The organism is Oceaniferula marina, from assembly GCF_013391475.1.
Classification (GTDB): Bacteria; Verrucomicrobiota; Verrucomicrobiia; order Verrucomicrobiales; family Akkermansiaceae; genus Oceaniferula; species Oceaniferula marina.
In genome coordinates this window covers 810,236-827,701 of the sequence record NZ_JACBAZ010000002.1, presented here as the reverse complement: position 1 = coordinate 827,701, position 17,466 = coordinate 810,236, and the positions used below count along the sequence as shown (strand labels likewise).

Here is a 17,466-nt window from a genome sequence, read left to right as displayed (position 1 = left end):
GCTTCCCGCGACTAAACACTAACCCCTCTCACTCCGGGATTCCATCCAGCGCCCATACAAGGAACTCAGAGGAACAGCGGACAGACCATGCGCAAACACACTGAGAAAGACCGTCAAAATCACCACCGAAAGCATCGGTTCATAACCATCCCGCCCCAAAACCCCAACAAACATCAACATATACAAAACCGAGGCAATTCCACGCGGGCCAAACCATGCAATAAAACCAATACTCGCCCAATCAATCCTACGCCCCGGCTCCAGATTTGCCCCCAACAAGCTCACCAACACAGGCACCATCCGAATCACCGTCAAACTCAAAACCGCATACAACAAGGACATCCACGACCAGTGCTCCCAAGCAATGGGAACCAACACAGCCCCGAAAATCAAAAACACAAACAATGACAACAGCTGCCCCTCAGCCTCTCCAAACTCCTGCAAGCGCTCCCTCACCACACGCGTACTGGTCCCCAACATCAACCCTCCGAAAAATGCCGCAATAAAACCATTTCCTCCAACCTTTTCAGCCAAAGCATACGAAACCAAAGCCAAGGAAATCGAAGTCAAACGCTGAAACACCGAGGTCATCCACCCACGCTTCACCGCCCCATCCACCAACCGTCCTCCAATCAACCCAACCGCCGCTCCAACCAAGGGTCCATAGAAGAGTTGCTTCAACGCAAAACCACCCCAATACCCGAAATCAAGCGTGCTATCCACCCCTGCCCCAATGGCGGCCATACAGGCAAGAATCGGCGGCAAGGCAATCCCATCATTCAAGCCACTCTCCACTCCTATCGAATCACGCACCGACGCCGGAACCACCTCACTCGCAACCACGGCTTGCCCAAGGGCAGCATCCGTTGGAGACAACATAAAGGCCATCACCGCGATCAAAGGCAACGCCATCCCGGGAAACAAACACTGCCCGATCAAAAAACCAGCCAGCATCGTCAACGGCAAACCAATCCCCAACAACCTCAGCGGAATCTTGTATTCCCGCTTCAAGGCCCTCAAATCAATCAACGAGGCATCCGTAAATAAAATCAGCATCAAGGTCAGCTCCGCGATCACCTGCACCGATTCCGAATCGGTTTCCGCCTCATACCAGGCAAACCCCAAAGGCCCCGCCAAAACACCAACAGCAACAAAAAACATTGGAGCCGTCACCGGAGACCGACTCGCCACAGCCGACACCAAGCCAAACAAAAATACCAATAACGCGGCAAAAAAGATCAATTCATCCATGGATAAGTACAGATCCTAGCAAACTCCCCCCCAACTTCCAACTTCCAACTTCCAACTTCCAACTTCCAACTTCCAACTTCCAACTTCCAACTTCCAACTTCCAACTTCCAACTTCCAACTTCCAACTTCCCGCTTGCCAGCATTGCTTATCTGCGGTTAGTTCATAGTATGAAGCTCAAGTTTTGTGGTGCCGCCGGCACAACGACGGGATCCCAGCATCTGCTGGAGGTCAACGGAAAACGCATCCTTCTCGATTGCGGACTCTATCAAGGTCGACGCCACGACGCCCACGAAATCAACTGCTGTTTCCCCCACTTCGACCCGAAAACCATCGACAGCGTGGTTCTTTCCCACGCCCACATCGACCACTCCGGCAACCTGCCCAACCTTTGCGCCAAGGGCTTCAATGGTAATATTTTCGCCACCTTTGCCACGCGGGACCTCTGCCAGGTCATGCTCGCCGACAGCGCCCGCATTCAAAAATCCGACATCGACTGGCTCAACAAACACCGCAAACGCAAAAACCTCCCTTTACTAGAGCCTCTCTACTCCGAACGCGATGCCGAGCAATGTTTGAAACAATTTGTCAACGTCGGCTATGACCGCCCCATGCTCATTGCCCCCGGTGTCACTCTCCGCTTTTTCGATGCCGGACACATCCTCGGAAGTGCCCAGGTGCTACTTGAAATCGAAGATGAAGACGACGGCCAAACCAAACGTTTCCTCTTCTCCGGCGATGTCGGCCGGGGGGACAACGATATCCTCAACGACCCGGAAGTCGTTCAGAACATCGATTACCTTCTAATGGAAAGCACCTATGGTGGCCGCGAGCACGAGCATGGTGCCAGTGCGGATGACCGTATTTGTGATGCCATCAATGCCGCCATTAAACGTGGTGGTAAAATCATCATTCCCTGCTTCGCCGTCGAGCGAACCCAGCAAATTCTCTACGTCCTCAACCAGCTCTTCGAAGAGGACCGCATCCCGGACATCCCCGTCTACGTCGATAGCCCGCTCGCCGTCAACGCCACCGAAATCTTCCGCCTCCACCCGGAGTGCTTCAACGATGAGGTCAACGAATTCCTCTATTCCAAAAGTAACCCATTCGGCTTCGAGGAACTGGAACTGATCCGCTCGGTCAAAAAATCCAAAGAACTCAACAGCAGCGACCAGCAGGCAATCATCATCTCGGCTTCCGGTATGTGTGAGGCCGGACGCATCCTCCACCACCTGAAAAATGGCATCGGCAACCCGAAGAACACCATTCTCTTTGTGGGCTACTGCGCCGAAAACACCCTGGGATGGAAAATCCGACACCGCGAACCGACCGTCAAAATCTTTGGCGACCCCTACCCGCTCAAGGCTCATGTTGAGATCATGGATTCCTTCTCCGGCCACGCCGGCCACTCCGAGCTCATCGAATACTTCCAAAATATCACCGGCAGCAAAAAGCAAGTCTGGTTGATCCACGGCGAAAGCAGCCGATCCGAGGCCCTGCAAACCGCCCTGCGAGAGGTGCACGACGGTCAGGTCGACCTCGGTATCCTCGGCGAGGAAGTGACATGCTAATCCAGGCAAAGCCGTAAAAAAAAGACTTGCTTTCACGGGTAGTGCGGGCTAATCAGTCGGCCCGCAGCCGAGGGCTCAAAAGCCTGCCGACAGCCGCGAAACCATCCAACGCGCGATTAGCTCAGGGGTAGAGCGCATGCTTCACACGCATGATGTCGCTGGTTCAAATCCAGCATCGCGCACCATCTTTTTCCGGCCCTTGCTTCAGCAAGGGCCATTTTTTTGTCTTCATTGGAAAAGTCGATTATTCTTTTTGATATCCAAAAGCGGAAAACTCCCCAATGCTAAGTTTGCCAGCCGGATCTGTGGCAATCACCCGCAGATAACGGTATCCCTTGTCTACATTCACAAACTGCTCCCACATGTTGGTCGGATGACTGGTGGTTTTGTGATACCAGGGAAGGTTTTTTCGCTCAGCCAGCACCACATATGCACTGAACTCAGGATCGTTGGAGGCTTGAATCTCCAGCATTCTTCGTCCATCAACTTCATATTGATCCTGACGAGGAAGCATGCTCAGGCGCTGGATAACATGCTTACTACCCAAATCGACGGAGAACCAACTTGGACCATCGTTCTTGTCGCTGGCACGCCAGAAGGACTTCCAGTTACCATCAATCGCTGCTTTAGCTGCATGAGCGCCATCCAGATCCGATGAGCTTTTACATGGTCTCCCCTCGGCCAGATTTTTATGCCCGTAAACCCTGCGCTCAAGATGTTTGTATTCCGGCTGCAAGCCTGCACTAGCCATGATTTTTTGTGCCTCTTCGGGCCATTCATCATTCTTCACCAGCGTATGGTGGGAGACTCCTCGAGTCACCCGGTTGTCTGAATAATTGTGATGAACCGTGGATTGAGCCTTTTTATAAAAGGAATACTTCGACTTCGAGTATCTGCTGACGTTCTTTGTCCAGCTTACTTGATAGGAATCGTTATCGGGATAATACTCCATATTCACGTTTTGATTGGCATATAACGAAAGGTTCTCCATGACCAAGCTGCCGGGGTAGCGTCCATGCATGTAGATGTGTCCACCATCACCGATCCCCCACTTGTGACCGGCAAAGGCTCTGGATACTTTATTGTATTTGTATTCGATTTTTCCAATTCGAGGGTGAATAAAACCATCTGAGCCTCCCGCTCTGGCGTGCAAACCAGTGTATGCAGTGTCGGAAATATCGTTGTGGTGCACCTTGCACTCATAGGCCGTGAAGATATTGATTCCCGTTCCTTGCCAGTAGTCGCGCCCGGTATTGCGTACCACGTTGTTCCGAACCATCGTGTTGGTGCAAATAGATTCGGGCGGGCATTCAAACAGGTGAAACCACCACCGACCAATGGTGATACCTGCACCGGTGGTGTCGTAAGTCAGATTCCCTTCGATAAGCGTATTGTTACAACCTTCATATAGCTGGATACCACAGGATCCCATATTACGTATCGTACAATTCGCGATGGTGACATGGTCCGCATAGTTCACTACCACCTGACCGGGAAACTCGCTGGTATAAGTCCGGTAAATTTCAGCCTGACTCAAGCCGAGATAATGCTCCTTGGGGTCGGACCAGTTTCCACACTGGAAAGTTATACCATCAAACTTAATATGCCGGGCCCGCCGCATGGGTGTCCCATCAACCTTGACTAGGCACTCAACCCGCGGTGCATACACCTCGGCTTCATTGATATCGCCATCCACGGTGCGAGGGTAGTAGTAGACCAAGTCCTTCTTCTGATCCAGATACCACTCACCAGGCTCATCCAGTTCCTCCAAGGCATTGATGATAAAAAACTGCGTATTCGGCTGTATCCGATGCCAGGCTGTCCCTTTCAAAAACGCAGGTTGCTTCATCTTCAAGATCACTTCATCGTCATCACACGGGATCACGTCCTCCAGGGGGGTATCCATAGTCTTGAACAACTCCAACCACAACAGCCGAATATCCTCAGGATTGGTGTAATCTTCAATGGTCGACTTATCGATGTAGATACCATCACGAAATGCCTTGGTTTCCGGATTATTCCACCATTCCTTGCGACTGCTGCTTCGTATATCGCTCGTGCGGGCCCGCTCTGCTCGGACACCATTGACGTAGAGTTGGGCAAAGTAGGGGGCGAAACCATCGGACGATAAGCTTTGTTGGGAATAAAAGCGGGGGTGCAAGGGCAGAATACGATTCCCCCTGACCGGACTCTTGGTTTTGACCGCTGCCTGCTCAGGCACCGACGCCACAAAATAGGGTTTGCCTTTAACCGGCTTCCACCCTGTCACTCTACGCCCGCCACAGATGATCGGTTCTTCTTTTTTGTAAGCCTTGTAATTCACACTATGCCCATTGCTCCCGGAATCCCGATCATCAAAGTACAGGGTATCATCCAGTTCGTAACGCCCGCCCCGTAAATACACCGTGACATCACCTGACATCTTCACGTTAAGCTTTTTCGCCCGAATTACATCACGGGCCCTTTCAATTGTTAGGAAGGGCTTTTCCAGAGAGTTACCAGAGTTTGCATCATCACCATCCGGTGAAACGTAGAGATTTACATCCCCGGCACATGCATACCCAACCAGCAACAGCGACAATAATGTTAGAAAATAATATTTCATGATATTTTATTCAATGTTGAGTGAGCATACTCAAGCTCCGAGCTACAACGACCTAACTCACCTTGCTCTTCGGTCAGTCAATGACTGTAAATCCCTTTCTTGAAAGTCTGTCATTCTCGTTGCTTTGGTGTATTCGACCTGCTCAGCCGCCGTGAGGGATGCTGTGCCCCTTGGCGTCATCGCCTGCACGATCTTGTTCATCATAATGAACTCCAATGATAATAACACACACAAACCACATACGGGCAATTGAGAAGTTTTATATCAACAACATCCCGGCGTCCAGATTGAGAACAAGGCGAGTGATTACACATGCTCCACCATCAATTCCAACATACGGCTGTACCGTTTTACCGAAGCTCCCATCCCATCAACAGGCACCATCCCGTGATCAGCCACATAATGGCAATAGCTTTCATTATAAATCGTCGCGCATTCCGGACGCTGGGACAACTCCCGCCACTCACTCCACGCGCGGTGATAATCCTCAAGGGCTTTTCTGATACGCTTGTCATCCCTCGTATGCGAGCGCGTAGCCTGCTCCCCCAGCAAGATGACGGTCCAACCCGCATGGATCACCTGCTGGTAAATACGACCGTAGGTACATGAGGTCCGGATAAAGGCCTGCCGCGACGGGTCCGCATGATTCACCTGCTCTGACAAAGACTCAATGCGCTTCCATAGGCAAACGGCCTCAGCCGCCTCGGCCAAAGCCGGCTCGACATTCCCCGCCTCGATCAGCGACTCCACCGATTGCTTCATAAATGGGGAATCTTGCTCGAAACCACCGAAATACTCGTCGCGGGACCAGAGCGTATTGATATCTCCGCGCATCCCGGTTACTCCCCGAACCACAGCCATGGCAGATAGGTTCAGTATTTCAACCAAGAGCTCACGCGAGGGAGAGTCAAATCCCAGATCCTCTAATACCGACTCGGTCACCTGTTCGGTCGGCAAGCCGGGGTTCTGGGCCCACTTTAGCAAGACGCGGGCGTTGATATCACACCACAACTCATCCTTGATGTAGGGGCCTTTCCATCCTCCTCCGCGGGACCAAGTCAAAAGACCAGCCGTCTGGGGCAGGCCTATTAACTGGCGAACACTGCGAAGTTCACCCGGTGCCATCAGATGTGCATACTCTTCAAAACCGTCAATCACCCCTGCTGCAATAAAATTGGGGAACGCTCCTTTACCCTCATATTCGCGCTGGCACTGGATCTCAACCAATTGCTTATGATTTCCTTTGCCAAGCGGAGGACTGAACGGATGGGTTCGGTGATAGTCCCCGATACAATGTTTGATCACAAAATACAGTCCGGGATGAGGCTCGATCCTGTTGGTTGCCTCGACGTATGGCTGGGCGCGCTCGTCAATCCCACTCATCCATGTCCGGTAAATCAGTTGCTTTCCATGTTTAACACAAATCTCCTCACGCAGGAGCTGCAACAAGGTCACATGACTTTCCACACCATCAACAATGGGATCACCACCCGTATGGTGAGGAAGATTGTGAAGGTAGGTTTCTCCCACTCGAACCACCAGACCGTCAAGGTCGGGGAACGTTTCAAAAATTTCGCGAATCTGTGTCCGCAGAACATCCTGCGTAAAGGAACTCTGAATGTTGGGTCGAACCTTTCCTTTGACGTCAAACGGGTCGTCCACTTCGACGTCTGTGGTCAACTCCTCCTGATAACGATCAACTAACACCTTGGGCAACACCACAAAATCCGTCCACGCCAGACAACTCAGCCCTTGCTCTTTGGTTCGCTTGAGATCTTCTTGCAACCGTTTGGCGTAGTCCCTTGTCCAGAAGAGTCCCTCCGGGTGCGAGTCCCACAGATCGGGAAACATCGACCTTAAACTAACAGCAGCCTGAACATGGCGGTCGAGGACCTGACCAGTATAGCCTAAGCCATTCAAATAGGTGGGATCCAGATAGGCACTTTCGAAACGTGTCTCACCTGGGTTATGGTGAACGTAATCCAATCGCACATCCATAGGAGCTGTCTTACCAGTATACTGAGTCATCATGTTACGTAGAAAAAATCAATTGATCAGAAATCGGCTGGGGAACTTACTTTGCCACCGGGTAACCGTAGGCGTTTAACTCGGCCAGATTGAAAGCGCCCTGCTTGCCCCTGACCTCCAACAAATACTCCGTGGCTGGCGCATACGACTCCACCTTGGTCATGTCCTGATTCGGAGTAGCCGGGTAGACATTGAGATTTTGTTTCAGCCTGTGGTTAAGCCTGTGCCTGAAGTTCAGGATCAGTGGGCCATTTGCACTCGTTCATCGAAACCTTGAGGATAAAGAAAACCTCTCCATCATCTCACTGAAATTGACGGAGAGGTTGGCGGTGAACCTTGAATGCTCTTGCTATTGGCGGCGGCGGAGAAGCAGCGTAAAGCTCCCAAGGCCGATCAAGGCAGCAGAGCTTGGCTCGGGGACGGCCGTAGTAGTCACAGCGAATGCCAGATCATCATTCCCACCTGAAATACCTGTACCTGTTAGTGAGCCTCCGGCATATGGGTTGTTATTCAGGCCATACATCGGCGCGAGTGCCCAGCTATTTCCCGTATTGGAGATCCCATCCATCGCAAAGTTGTTTGAACCCGCATTGAGCGTGATGTTTTCTCCGGACAGATCAAACTGCATCCAGTATACTGGCGAGCCGTTGCCGTCGGAGCCAACACCGCTGAAATTGTTTCCATCCAAGGTGATGCCGGCTCCCGTGTAGTTGGTGCCGTTCACCTCCAGGGTCATAGTCAGCGTATCGCCATTTTCAAATGCATTGTAGGCGATGTATATGGAATCCAGCACACGCTCCTCCGCTAGGGTGAAGGTCTGCGTAAACCTCTCAACATCCCAGCCGAATCGACTAGTGGTGGCCCCGGTATATCCAGTATCGGACGCCCCGATCATCGGCGCGGTCCCTCCGTTGTCTGTCACATCTGCTGCGGTCAGTGCCGCACTGGCATTGCCTACGGCAAACGCCGTCAATAGAATGTTTAATGTCGTTTTTATGTTCATTTCTTTCGTGATTAATTGTTGAGATTGCCATCATGGCTAATGACAGTGGCGCTATATTGCGCTGACAATCACCCCAATAATACACACGAAACGCTAAAGAAACATATCAGCGTATTGTCAATTTGTTTCACGTTCCAAATTTTCTGATAAAAACGACACGTATTCTCATTGCCACAAGAGGAAGATGCGGGAGAAGCCATGCCGAGCCGTGTAAATCAGGGTCAGTTCCGGCTGAGAGGCTTTGCCTTCAATTGGTTGAGTTTTTGCTTCATTTGCCGGGCCTTCTCCGGATGTGATCCGTAGAGGTTGGTCGATTGTTTTTTATCGTCCTTAAGGTGATACAACGCTGCTTGATGTTGATGATGCTGAACACCTCGATCTTTGGAAAACCACTTAGGTTCACCGCTAACATCCCCAGTTTTGGCATCGATAAAAAGCCAGTCCCCATACCGTAGGGCATAGTGACCTCGATGGCTGTGATGAATGACATGGCTCCTTACTTGCTTGGACCCGGTCTGACCGTAGAGCTGAGGAAGCAAGCTTATGCTGTCTTCGCCAGCGTCCTGAGGCAACGCCTGTTCTGTGATATCAGCAAACGTGGCCAGGATGTCTGTCAGACAGACCAATCCACCCTCGGTACCACCTGCTTTGATTCTCCCGGGCCAACGGAGGATGAATGGAACGCGGTGACCACCTTCCCATAGGTCGCGCTTCACACCACGCAGCCCCCCCATACTGTCATGTTGATATTGTTTAATCCTACTGTAAGCACTTTTTTCCGGACCATTGTCTGATGACAGAATTACCAGCGTATTCTCCGAGAGTTCATGACGATCAAGGGCCTTGAGGACCTCACCAAGGTAATGGTCGATTTCAACAATAAAATCACCGTATGCTCCGGCTCCGGACTTACCGAGAAACCTACTGTGAGGCACAATGGGTTCGTGAGGGCTTGGCGGATCCCAGTAAATAAAAAAAGGATGTTTAGGCTGGATACCAAATTGATTTACCTTCTCTTTTTGGGCATAGGCCTCGATATACTCCACCACTTTTTTGGCGCTATCAGGAAGCCAGTTGCGGGCATTAGAGTGCTTGAGTTTGGCGTCGACGGGCAAACCGTTTTCCATCTGGTGTTTGCAGAACACACTGATCTGTTTCTCCCCATCCAATGGAAACAAGTGAGTCATACACCACGAGTAATCAAAGCCGAATCGTTGAGATCCCAGCAATCGTTTACGTGGGAAATCATACGCATCCCGAGTGCCTGGCTTTGCCCCTGGTTTGAGAGCCTTCGAATAATGATGCCGCATGCCCCACTTGCCGATTTGCGCAGTATTATACCCCTTCTTCTTGAGAAGTGAGGCAAGAGTAAGGCGACCATGTTCGATAAAGGTATCCCTGAATTTGGCACCGTTCCCGAGACCATCCTTACCACGACGCCATGGATACCGCCCAGTCATCACACCATATCGACTTGGCCCGCAAATCGCAGCGGGGGTATGTGCATCCGTGAACCGAATTCCCTCTTTGGCAAGACGATCCATATGCGGAGTTTGTATTTTGGATTCCGGGTTATAACAGCTCACATCCCCATACCCCAAGTCGTCAAGGTAGACAAAGAGAATGTTGGGAGACCGCTGCCCCCCCCATGCGCTGGCCAAGAGAAAACAAAAATAGGCTGAGCATAGCAAAACGCGCATAGGCAAACCGATTGCGGAAACACACATATCAAACCAAACAATCGACGTGCTATACTCAGCCTATGAAATAAAAGATGACATGAGAAAATGACGTTTCTACCTACGTCGACGATACACCAAAGCCAAGCCGCCAAGGGCGATCAAGCTGATCGAGCTGGGTTCGGGAACAGCCGCGGTGTACTGGGCCGAGACCTCCGTTGGGCTCAGAGTTCGGTTCCAAATCGCAAGCTCGTCCACCCCTCCCTTAAACTTACGCGTGCTGCTTGCAACCATTTCCTTGCCGAAACGTGACTCGTTGATCGTGAAGGAATCAAAGGTCGCCGTGGTCGTGGAAGCTACGACCGATCCGTTGACATAAACAGTGATGGTTCCGTCGCCCGTCCCGGTATTCCGGTCCCAAGTGAAAGCCAGATGGTTCCAGGCGTCTGCTGTCAGAACTGCGGAGCCAGAATCTAATCCAATATTGTCGAATTTAATTCCGGCGGTTCCGTTTGTTCGGGTGTATGCGCCGATCATGCCATCCCCGGACCCGCTGAAGCTTGAGGCTCCGCCAGTCCTGCGGGAAATGAGATTGGTCTGTGTGCCATCTCCAGTGCCGTCATTGAACATCCAATATGAAAACGAGCCTTGATCGCTGCTCCAGCCGGTGGCGACCCCAGTCAATGTGCCGCTAGTGTTGCCAGGCGCCGTCGCCCAAGTATTAGAATCTAGAAATCCGGAGTAACCACCTGAACCCGTTAGAGCATGCCCAGTGGATACACCTACACTGCAACCATTCAAAGTTAAGCTACTACCTCCTTCATTGTCACTCAAATTGTCCAGCCGGTAATAGGCCAACGGGCTCTGCCCATCGACTACAGAAAAATACGACGCAGCTTGGCATAAGCCAGCCAACGCTGTCATTGCGATACAGGTCATCAACGATTTCATAATATGATGTTCTAATTTTGATTCATAAGCATTATGATGCTCTACATACGATAAATGACATTTCCCCTTGAGAGTCCATCTTGATAAATTGTCAATTTGTCTCATAGAGACTCAATGTTTGACTCACAGTTCATCTCACACCCATGCAGCGAAGACAAAAAAGCGCCCGGATCACTCAGGATCCGGACGCTAAACACACAATGAAATTTTAAACGGCAGATGATTTACTTGCGTCGATACATAACAAAAGCCAAACCACCGAGGCCAAGCAATACCGTCGACGAAGGTTCAGGCACACTGCTTAATTCAAATCCGTTGAGTGCCACAAAGCGGTTCACATTGCTGGAGCCGGTATTCCCGGCGTCACCGAATTTATTGGCGCCCGCATGGAAAAGGAAAATCACATCATCCGCCCCATTCGCCGTAAACGTATTATCAATTGTCACCGTTGCCGGCCCAACGGTACTCCCGCCTGGCCCCTGACGAGCGTCGTAAACCGGCCCATCCTGAAGGTTAATGTAGGAGGTTCCACCGTTGACGCTACCTTGCACATCTATCCGTGTCACAGTATTCCCGTTCCAATCTCCATGAATCGTGGTGAGGTCGTAGGTGCCTGCCTCCAGACCACTGAAGGTAAGGACCAGATAATCCCGGAAGTCGTCGGTTGAAACCCAGTCTTGCGAAAGGGGGTTGGCTGCGGCTCCAGACCACACACCGGTGCCCGGATTCTCTCGGTCAATCCAGCGTGTATTGCCGTCATCACTGCCATCACTATTCCTGGCATCGATCGACACCTGAAAAGAATCCGAACCCAAATTCAAACTGGTAGCGGAAAGATCAGATCCGTTGGAGCCACTGATCGAAGTGTAGCCAGACGCAGTCCCAGATGATCCGCCGTTCACATTGAAATCAACTTTGAGGGTCGCAGCCTGAATAAGCGGCAAACCCAGGATGCTGACCGAAATCAATCCCGTCACAAGGGAACCTTTGCTACTATTTTTCATACGTTTCATCATTCATTTCATTAGGTTGAGAACGATATACCAATTAGACAGCATTTGGCATTACGGCCATCTCAAAGAATTGTCGATTTGTCCCAAATTTGATTATCTATGTCCGGAGATAAGCAAGGATTCGTGCCCACATACAAACCAAGTACCTACCTTGACCCGACATACCGATGCAGGCTGCAATCAATCCATTTATCTTTGACGGAGCAGTAGCCTGATAAATTTTTTCGAGCCTTCAGCCCATGCCTCGGGATCGGCAGTCCGATATGTTCTCGTCTCTCTTCCGTCACCTAGATTCAATCTCGCCACCAAGACCAGGTCTGGCTCGCCCTCTCTCCAATCACGCAAGTCTTCAGAAATTTGAGGGGCATACAACACGTCATCGGCAGCCAGATTGCAGGTGAATGAAAAGGTCAGGTACTCAGCCGTGGTGCCTGTCTCGGAGCCATCATCCCATACGCCATAACCCGCACGGGGCAAAGAGTCCGGCGAAAAAATCAAATCACTCCCCCCCAGCGCATACTCCAGAAACGCCCCCAATCCGTCCCCGTCACGATCCTCGGCCGGGTCCCCCACAAACGATGAGGAATCACTGCCTGAAGGTGTCCCGTGAAGGGCGACACTCGCGCGCCAATTCATGGGAGACCCATGGTCAGGAGCGCTTTCAGGATGAATCAAAACTAACGAATACCCTCCTCCATCTGCTGATTCCGGCCATGGAAACTGGTCGCCATAGCTAAAGTTACGAATGGTGTCACCCCCGGAACCCAGTAGTATGATTTGTTCTCCTCCGTTGGCCAGTTTGCCCTCATATTGACCCACCACGGGGTGGCCAGCACCATAATATTGCTCAAAGGCAACCCGGTCCTCAACCACTAAACAACGCTCCCTCGGAGCAAGGCGCGTCCCCTCAGGGAAGGTATAAGTAATACCAAGTGCAAAGCGCACTCCCGAAAGGTCAATTTCTGCGGTCGAGGAAATATTCATCAATTCAAGATACTCGTAGCTCGTTCCATCCAATGGATGATACATGATTTCGGACACAACCAAATTGGAGGCAGACGCGGCCTGCCCCATCGTAAAGTCAGCCTGGACAAGAGCCGACCACTCACCCCCGCTAAACGCCCGGGCTTGCAAACGAGCCGAATCCAACAGCTCAAGTGATTGGCTCCCTGCCATCCGCTTGACCCCGACAACTTCCACATCGACACCCAGATCAGAGCTCCCCCCACCGGACTGATGCACCTCAATGGCCAACACATTTCCCTCACGAAGGAGTTCTCCCGGCTTGAGCTCATAAGAAAAATCGAACAGAGCACTTTCATCACTCCCACCGACCCCTTGGGTGGCAACACTGGAAAAGGTCACCACGCCGGCAGGCATGTTACTCCGGACAATTTCACGTCCGTTCAAATACACAATAGCCCCGTCGTCTCGACGCAAGCGAATCCGCAAGGATTCAATTTCTGAAACCTCTTCCACATCAAAGGTTTTACGAAAGTAACTGGTCAGATGTTTATTTGTCGCGTCACCACCATAACTAATCACAGTGTTGATAACCCCTCCGGTCATCACCCCATAACCCAAAGGAGCCGGCCCTTCACTCCATGCGGCATCATCGAAATCAGGGTTTTTCCAGTCGGTCTGATCATAATCAGCATGCCCGTAGATGATATCGCTCGCCCCCAGACTTTCTCCCTTATCAAAGTATTTCCAGTCGGAAGATGCCAATGCAACGAGGACAACCTGGTCATAGTCACCCGCCAGAAATTGTGCAGCAGGGGCAACCGCCCCCCCAGGCAGTCTGGGATCAGAACCATCCAAGGTATAGTAAATGTCGCCAAGCTTAGCCGTAACGTCCAACAAAAACCCCGGATCAATATCTCCGCCATGCTGGCTCAATACAGGGGCATCCAAGCTGGGAAACAACTGGTTCGCACGCAACTCCCGAACAATCGACCTTGGGTCATTGGGGTCGTGTAAAATCGGAATATAATGGTTCAACACATTCTCTAACTCAAGCAACCAAGAATCCTCACGTGTAAAGTAAATGTTAGGAGCATGGGGTGCCGGAGGATAAGCGTCATGATCAAGGTCGTCCAATGGCGACGGCTGGCTAACAGATGCAGATCCAGCTGTGGTATCCTGGGTATCTCCCCATCTCGCCGATTCTGCTACAATCGCCTTATCAATCCATGAGGCGACTTCATTATAACGAGCTCGACTCGATTCTTCGCTCAGGGCTCCACCATTGAACAAATGCTTTTGAACCCGGTCAGCAAAAGTCATCAAAAACTCTTCATTGCGCCGCAACCTTTGGAATGGTGCCGCCCCTCCTGTGCCATTATCATAGCGGTTCCAGGAAAACTTATCCAATGCAATTTCCTGATCCCAGACAAAGAAGCGGTAGCGGCCGTCCCCGGATACGGGGTTCACGGCGGCGTAACCATTGTGATGCGGCCAGTCTTCGGCATCCGCATAAAAATGCAGGAGCATGTAATCGATATAATTCTCTATATCAAGGAACGGCTGAATCTGTTGATACGTCTCAGGTGTTTCAATGGCCCCATTGGCTATACTCATCAATTGCTGCCAATGGTCACCCGGACTCGAGAAGTCAGCATAGACCTCCCAATCCTCTTCTTTCCCGCCCAAATGGCTAGCAAAGAAATCATCCTCCAAGCGTTCCGTCATATTATGCAATCCGAAGTATAAGCCATTCACATAGACGTGAACGAAATTTCCATAACTGGATGGCTGCCCCATGTCCCGAAAACTCTCTTTCATCCACACATCCCTGAGATACTGGGAATCATTTGGGCGATACCGACTCGGTGACCAACCCGTAAGCCCCCATGAATCTGTGAAACAGGCTCGCAGGACCAATTTGTTGAATGCATTTACCGGAGAGTCGGCAAACAAAGGGAAGTCCAGTTTCGGAACGCCGACCTCCGAACTGAAGGTTAGTCGCATCGAATGCTTTTGCATGCGAGCCGGGTTCCGGCTGGAATTACCGTGGATCTCCACCTTGCAATTTTCCTGAAAGCCTTCGCCACCATCGGGTAAAACATATTCGACTGAGCATTCCCTCTCCCAGCGATTTAAGGGGTGCGAATAAATACCGTTGGTGCTGCCCAAAAAATCATCAGGGTCCATGGTAATCGAAACCGTGGGAATATCTAGCAGAGCGTCGTCCACGCCGTACCCCAGCAACGCCCCATCCCGAACTCTCGGGTCCATCGCATAATCAGCGGGAGCTGTCGTCCATGTAGCTGGCCAGCCCGGCGGGGCGGCCGGTTGGTTGACCACATCAGCCACAAAAAAATAACTATGGGAATCAACATTAGTCGAAAGCCAACCACTGCGCACGGCAATAGCCCGCAGAGTCGTAGTGGTTTCAATCGAAATCGCTCCAGTGTAAACCGAACCATGACTAGCACTCGGTTTACTGCCATCCGTCGTGTAGCGGATCATCGCTCCCGGAGTGTCGCTCTCAATCGTCACATGAAAGGGCTGATCATAAAATCCACGATCCACAGAGAATCGGGTATCTTTCACCACCCCCGCAAAATGAAGAGCGCTGTTGAGCTGGTTGGGGGTCGGCGTCGATGCATAACCCCAGGTTCCGCTACTCGGATGGCGGGCATAAGAAACATCTCCGAACTGCTCGGGGAAAGCCGGGGTCATCTGATCATCAATCACCTGGCCTTGCGGCCGGACCAAAGCGAGGTACTCACCAGCGGCAGACAGCTTGAAGTTTGTATGAAGGTATCCACCAGGATCCCATTCATTTTTACCGGAAGCCATCACCAGCAAATACCCACCCGCAGGAATATGCACCTCGGGAAACGTCCACTTGTTCAGCACACTTGCATCATCGGTCAGGGTGTAGCCGACAAGGTTAACAGCTACGATATTCGGGTTGTATATCTCAATCCAATCCTCACGGTTCCCGTATCCGTCCTTCACACCGGTTTGATTGTTTGCAACAAATTCATTGATCGTCAGTGCAAGCGCCACATCTGGAAACTGATCAGCATCGGTAGGCGATGTCCCCTGGATAATTTCCAAGGCGTCCCCATACATGTCGCCATCCGTATCCTTCAAGTTGGGGTCGGTCACCGAACCATTGGCCGGACTCACCTCATCACCATCCATAAGACCGTCTCCATCTGAGTCCGCAAGATTAGGATCAGAACCTGCATTGTCCGCATCGACAAACTTCCCCGACCCATTCTCCATATGGTCGGCCAGGCCGTCCGCATCCGTGTCACTCAGTGTTGGATTGGTCCCCAGCGCCTGTTCCTCCAGATTGTTCAACAGATCCTCGTCGGAATGGTCACTACCACGCGCTGCGGACAGGGAGGGGAAATACTCCAATTCCCAAACATCGTCCAAGCCATCATCATCCACATCATCAATCACCACCAAAGCAAACACCTTCTCATAGCTATTCCCCTCCCGGTCGGTGGTTTGAATCTTCAACGACAACGTTGATCCGACGCTCTGCAGTGAGCGATCGGTGAGCAAGGTATTGCCCTGCAAGCTGAAGAGCCCATTATGATCTCCTCCCGCCCCCGGGGCAAATGTGTAGATGAAGCCATCCTCCTGATCCGGATCCTGGCTGCTCAAGACCCCGACAAGCGAGCCTATGGCGGCAGCTCTGTTCACGAGCCTTGAAGAAAGCTCGATATGATAAGGCGCATCTTCAGCGATCCTGTCGCCCACTTCCAAGCCATTGATAAACACATTGTGTCCCGAGGACCGGGGCGACCCGACCAAGCCCTGAATAGCCACTTCCCCTTGCGCATCGCTTGTCACATGAAACGAAACCGCGTAATCCCCCAAGGAAGCAGGGTCCGGGTTATCCGGGAAGGTCAATTGCTCTCCATTCCAAAAACCGGTGGCATTGCCCCCCGTCAGATCATCAAAAGCCCATACAGTGATGGGATATTCGGAGTTCGCCTGCAAACCGGAGAGGGTGATGCGGATCCCCTCCCCAGGGGAATCACTGCCGCTGGCAAACACAAAATCGTTCCACATGGATGCTTCTGCTCCCCCTCCATTCAGATCCCCGCGGTCACGACTATCCAAGACCACAGCACCAACAGGATCCATGCGTATCGACACCGTGCCATCACTACCCTGGCCGCCGGGAGCCGCCGCCCACCCTGGCTGGGTGGGGCTCCCTCCGGAGTTGATATCAAAGCGCACCGGAGCCGCATCAACTGCTATACAGCAGCTTATGAAAATCCAAACTATATTTGGCAATCTAAGCATTTCTCAACTTCGTCGAGGCGTATCGAATCATGTCCTGTCCATCATCTGGTCATCTGAAAAAAATCATCACGTAAACTTCATACCATGTAC

Annotated in this window: 9 protein-coding genes and 1 tRNA gene; 2 read left to right on the top strand and 8 right to left on the bottom strand. The window is 51.5% G+C overall.

The window, feature by feature from the left end:
- Window positions 1-18: 18 nt before the first annotated feature.
- The gene (locus HW115_RS07745; protein ID WP_178932011.1) at window positions 19-1,251 is read right to left on the bottom strand and encodes a cation:proton antiporter; all 1,233 of its coding nucleotides are present in this window, start codon (window positions 1,249-1,251) and stop codon (window positions 19-21) included.
- A 168-nt stretch (window positions 1,252-1,419) separates the two neighbouring features.
- On the opposite strand from HW115_RS07745, the gene HW115_RS07740 reads away from it, so the two are divergent.
- Both HW115_RS07740 and HW115_RS07735 read left to right on the top strand, forming a co-directional pair.
- Window positions 1,420-2,820 carry an MBL fold metallo-hydrolase RNA specificity domain-containing protein gene (locus HW115_RS07740; RefSeq protein WP_178932010.1) on the top strand — a complete coding sequence of 467 codons (1,401 nt, stop codon included), beginning with the start codon at window positions 1,420-1,422 and terminating at the stop codon, window positions 2,818-2,820.
- Window positions 2,821-2,930: 110 nt separating this feature from the next.
- Window positions 2,931-3,005 (top strand) — tRNA-Val (locus tag HW115_RS07735).
- Window positions 3,006-3,064: 59 nt separating this feature from the next.
- Here the strand turns inward: HW115_RS07735 and HW115_RS07730 are convergent.
- The 7 genes from HW115_RS07730 to HW115_RS07700 form a co-directional block, all read right to left on the bottom strand.
- Window positions 3,065-5,425 (bottom strand): discoidin domain-containing protein, encoded by a 2,361-nt coding sequence (locus tag HW115_RS07730; protein ID WP_178932009.1) that lies wholly within the window; start codon window positions 5,423-5,425, stop codon window positions 3,065-3,067.
- A gap of 306 nt (window positions 5,426-5,731) precedes the next feature.
- The gene (locus HW115_RS07725) at window positions 5,732-7,456 is read right to left on the bottom strand and encodes a hypothetical protein (protein ID WP_178932008.1); all 1,725 of its coding nucleotides are present in this window, start codon (window positions 7,454-7,456) and stop codon (window positions 5,732-5,734) included.
- A 346-nt stretch (window positions 7,457-7,802) separates the two neighbouring features.
- The gene (locus tag HW115_RS07720) at window positions 7,803-8,456 is read right to left on the bottom strand and encodes a PEP-CTERM sorting domain-containing protein (protein ID WP_178932007.1); all 654 of its coding nucleotides are present in this window, start codon (window positions 8,454-8,456) and stop codon (window positions 7,803-7,805) included.
- Window positions 8,457-8,677: 221 nt separating this feature from the next.
- Window positions 8,678-10,156, bottom strand: coding sequence for a sulfatase family protein (locus HW115_RS07715; protein WP_178932006.1), 1,479 nt, complete (start codon window positions 10,154-10,156; stop codon window positions 8,678-8,680).
- A gap of 96 nt (window positions 10,157-10,252) precedes the next feature.
- A complete protein-coding gene (locus HW115_RS07710) occupies window positions 10,253-11,086 on the bottom strand; it encodes a LamG-like jellyroll fold domain-containing protein (RefSeq protein ID WP_178932005.1) in 834 nt (277 codons plus the stop codon).
- A 224-nt stretch (window positions 11,087-11,310) separates the two neighbouring features.
- A complete protein-coding gene (locus tag HW115_RS07705; RefSeq protein ID WP_178932004.1) occupies window positions 11,311-12,090 on the bottom strand; it encodes a PEP-CTERM sorting domain-containing protein in 780 nt (259 codons plus the stop codon).
- A gap of 198 nt (window positions 12,091-12,288) precedes the next feature.
- Window positions 12,289-17,310, bottom strand: a complete 5,022-nt coding sequence (locus tag HW115_RS07700; RefSeq protein ID WP_178932003.1) for a lamin tail domain-containing protein — start codon at window positions 17,308-17,310, stop codon at window positions 12,289-12,291.
- Between the last annotated feature and the right edge of the window lie 156 nt (window positions 17,311-17,466).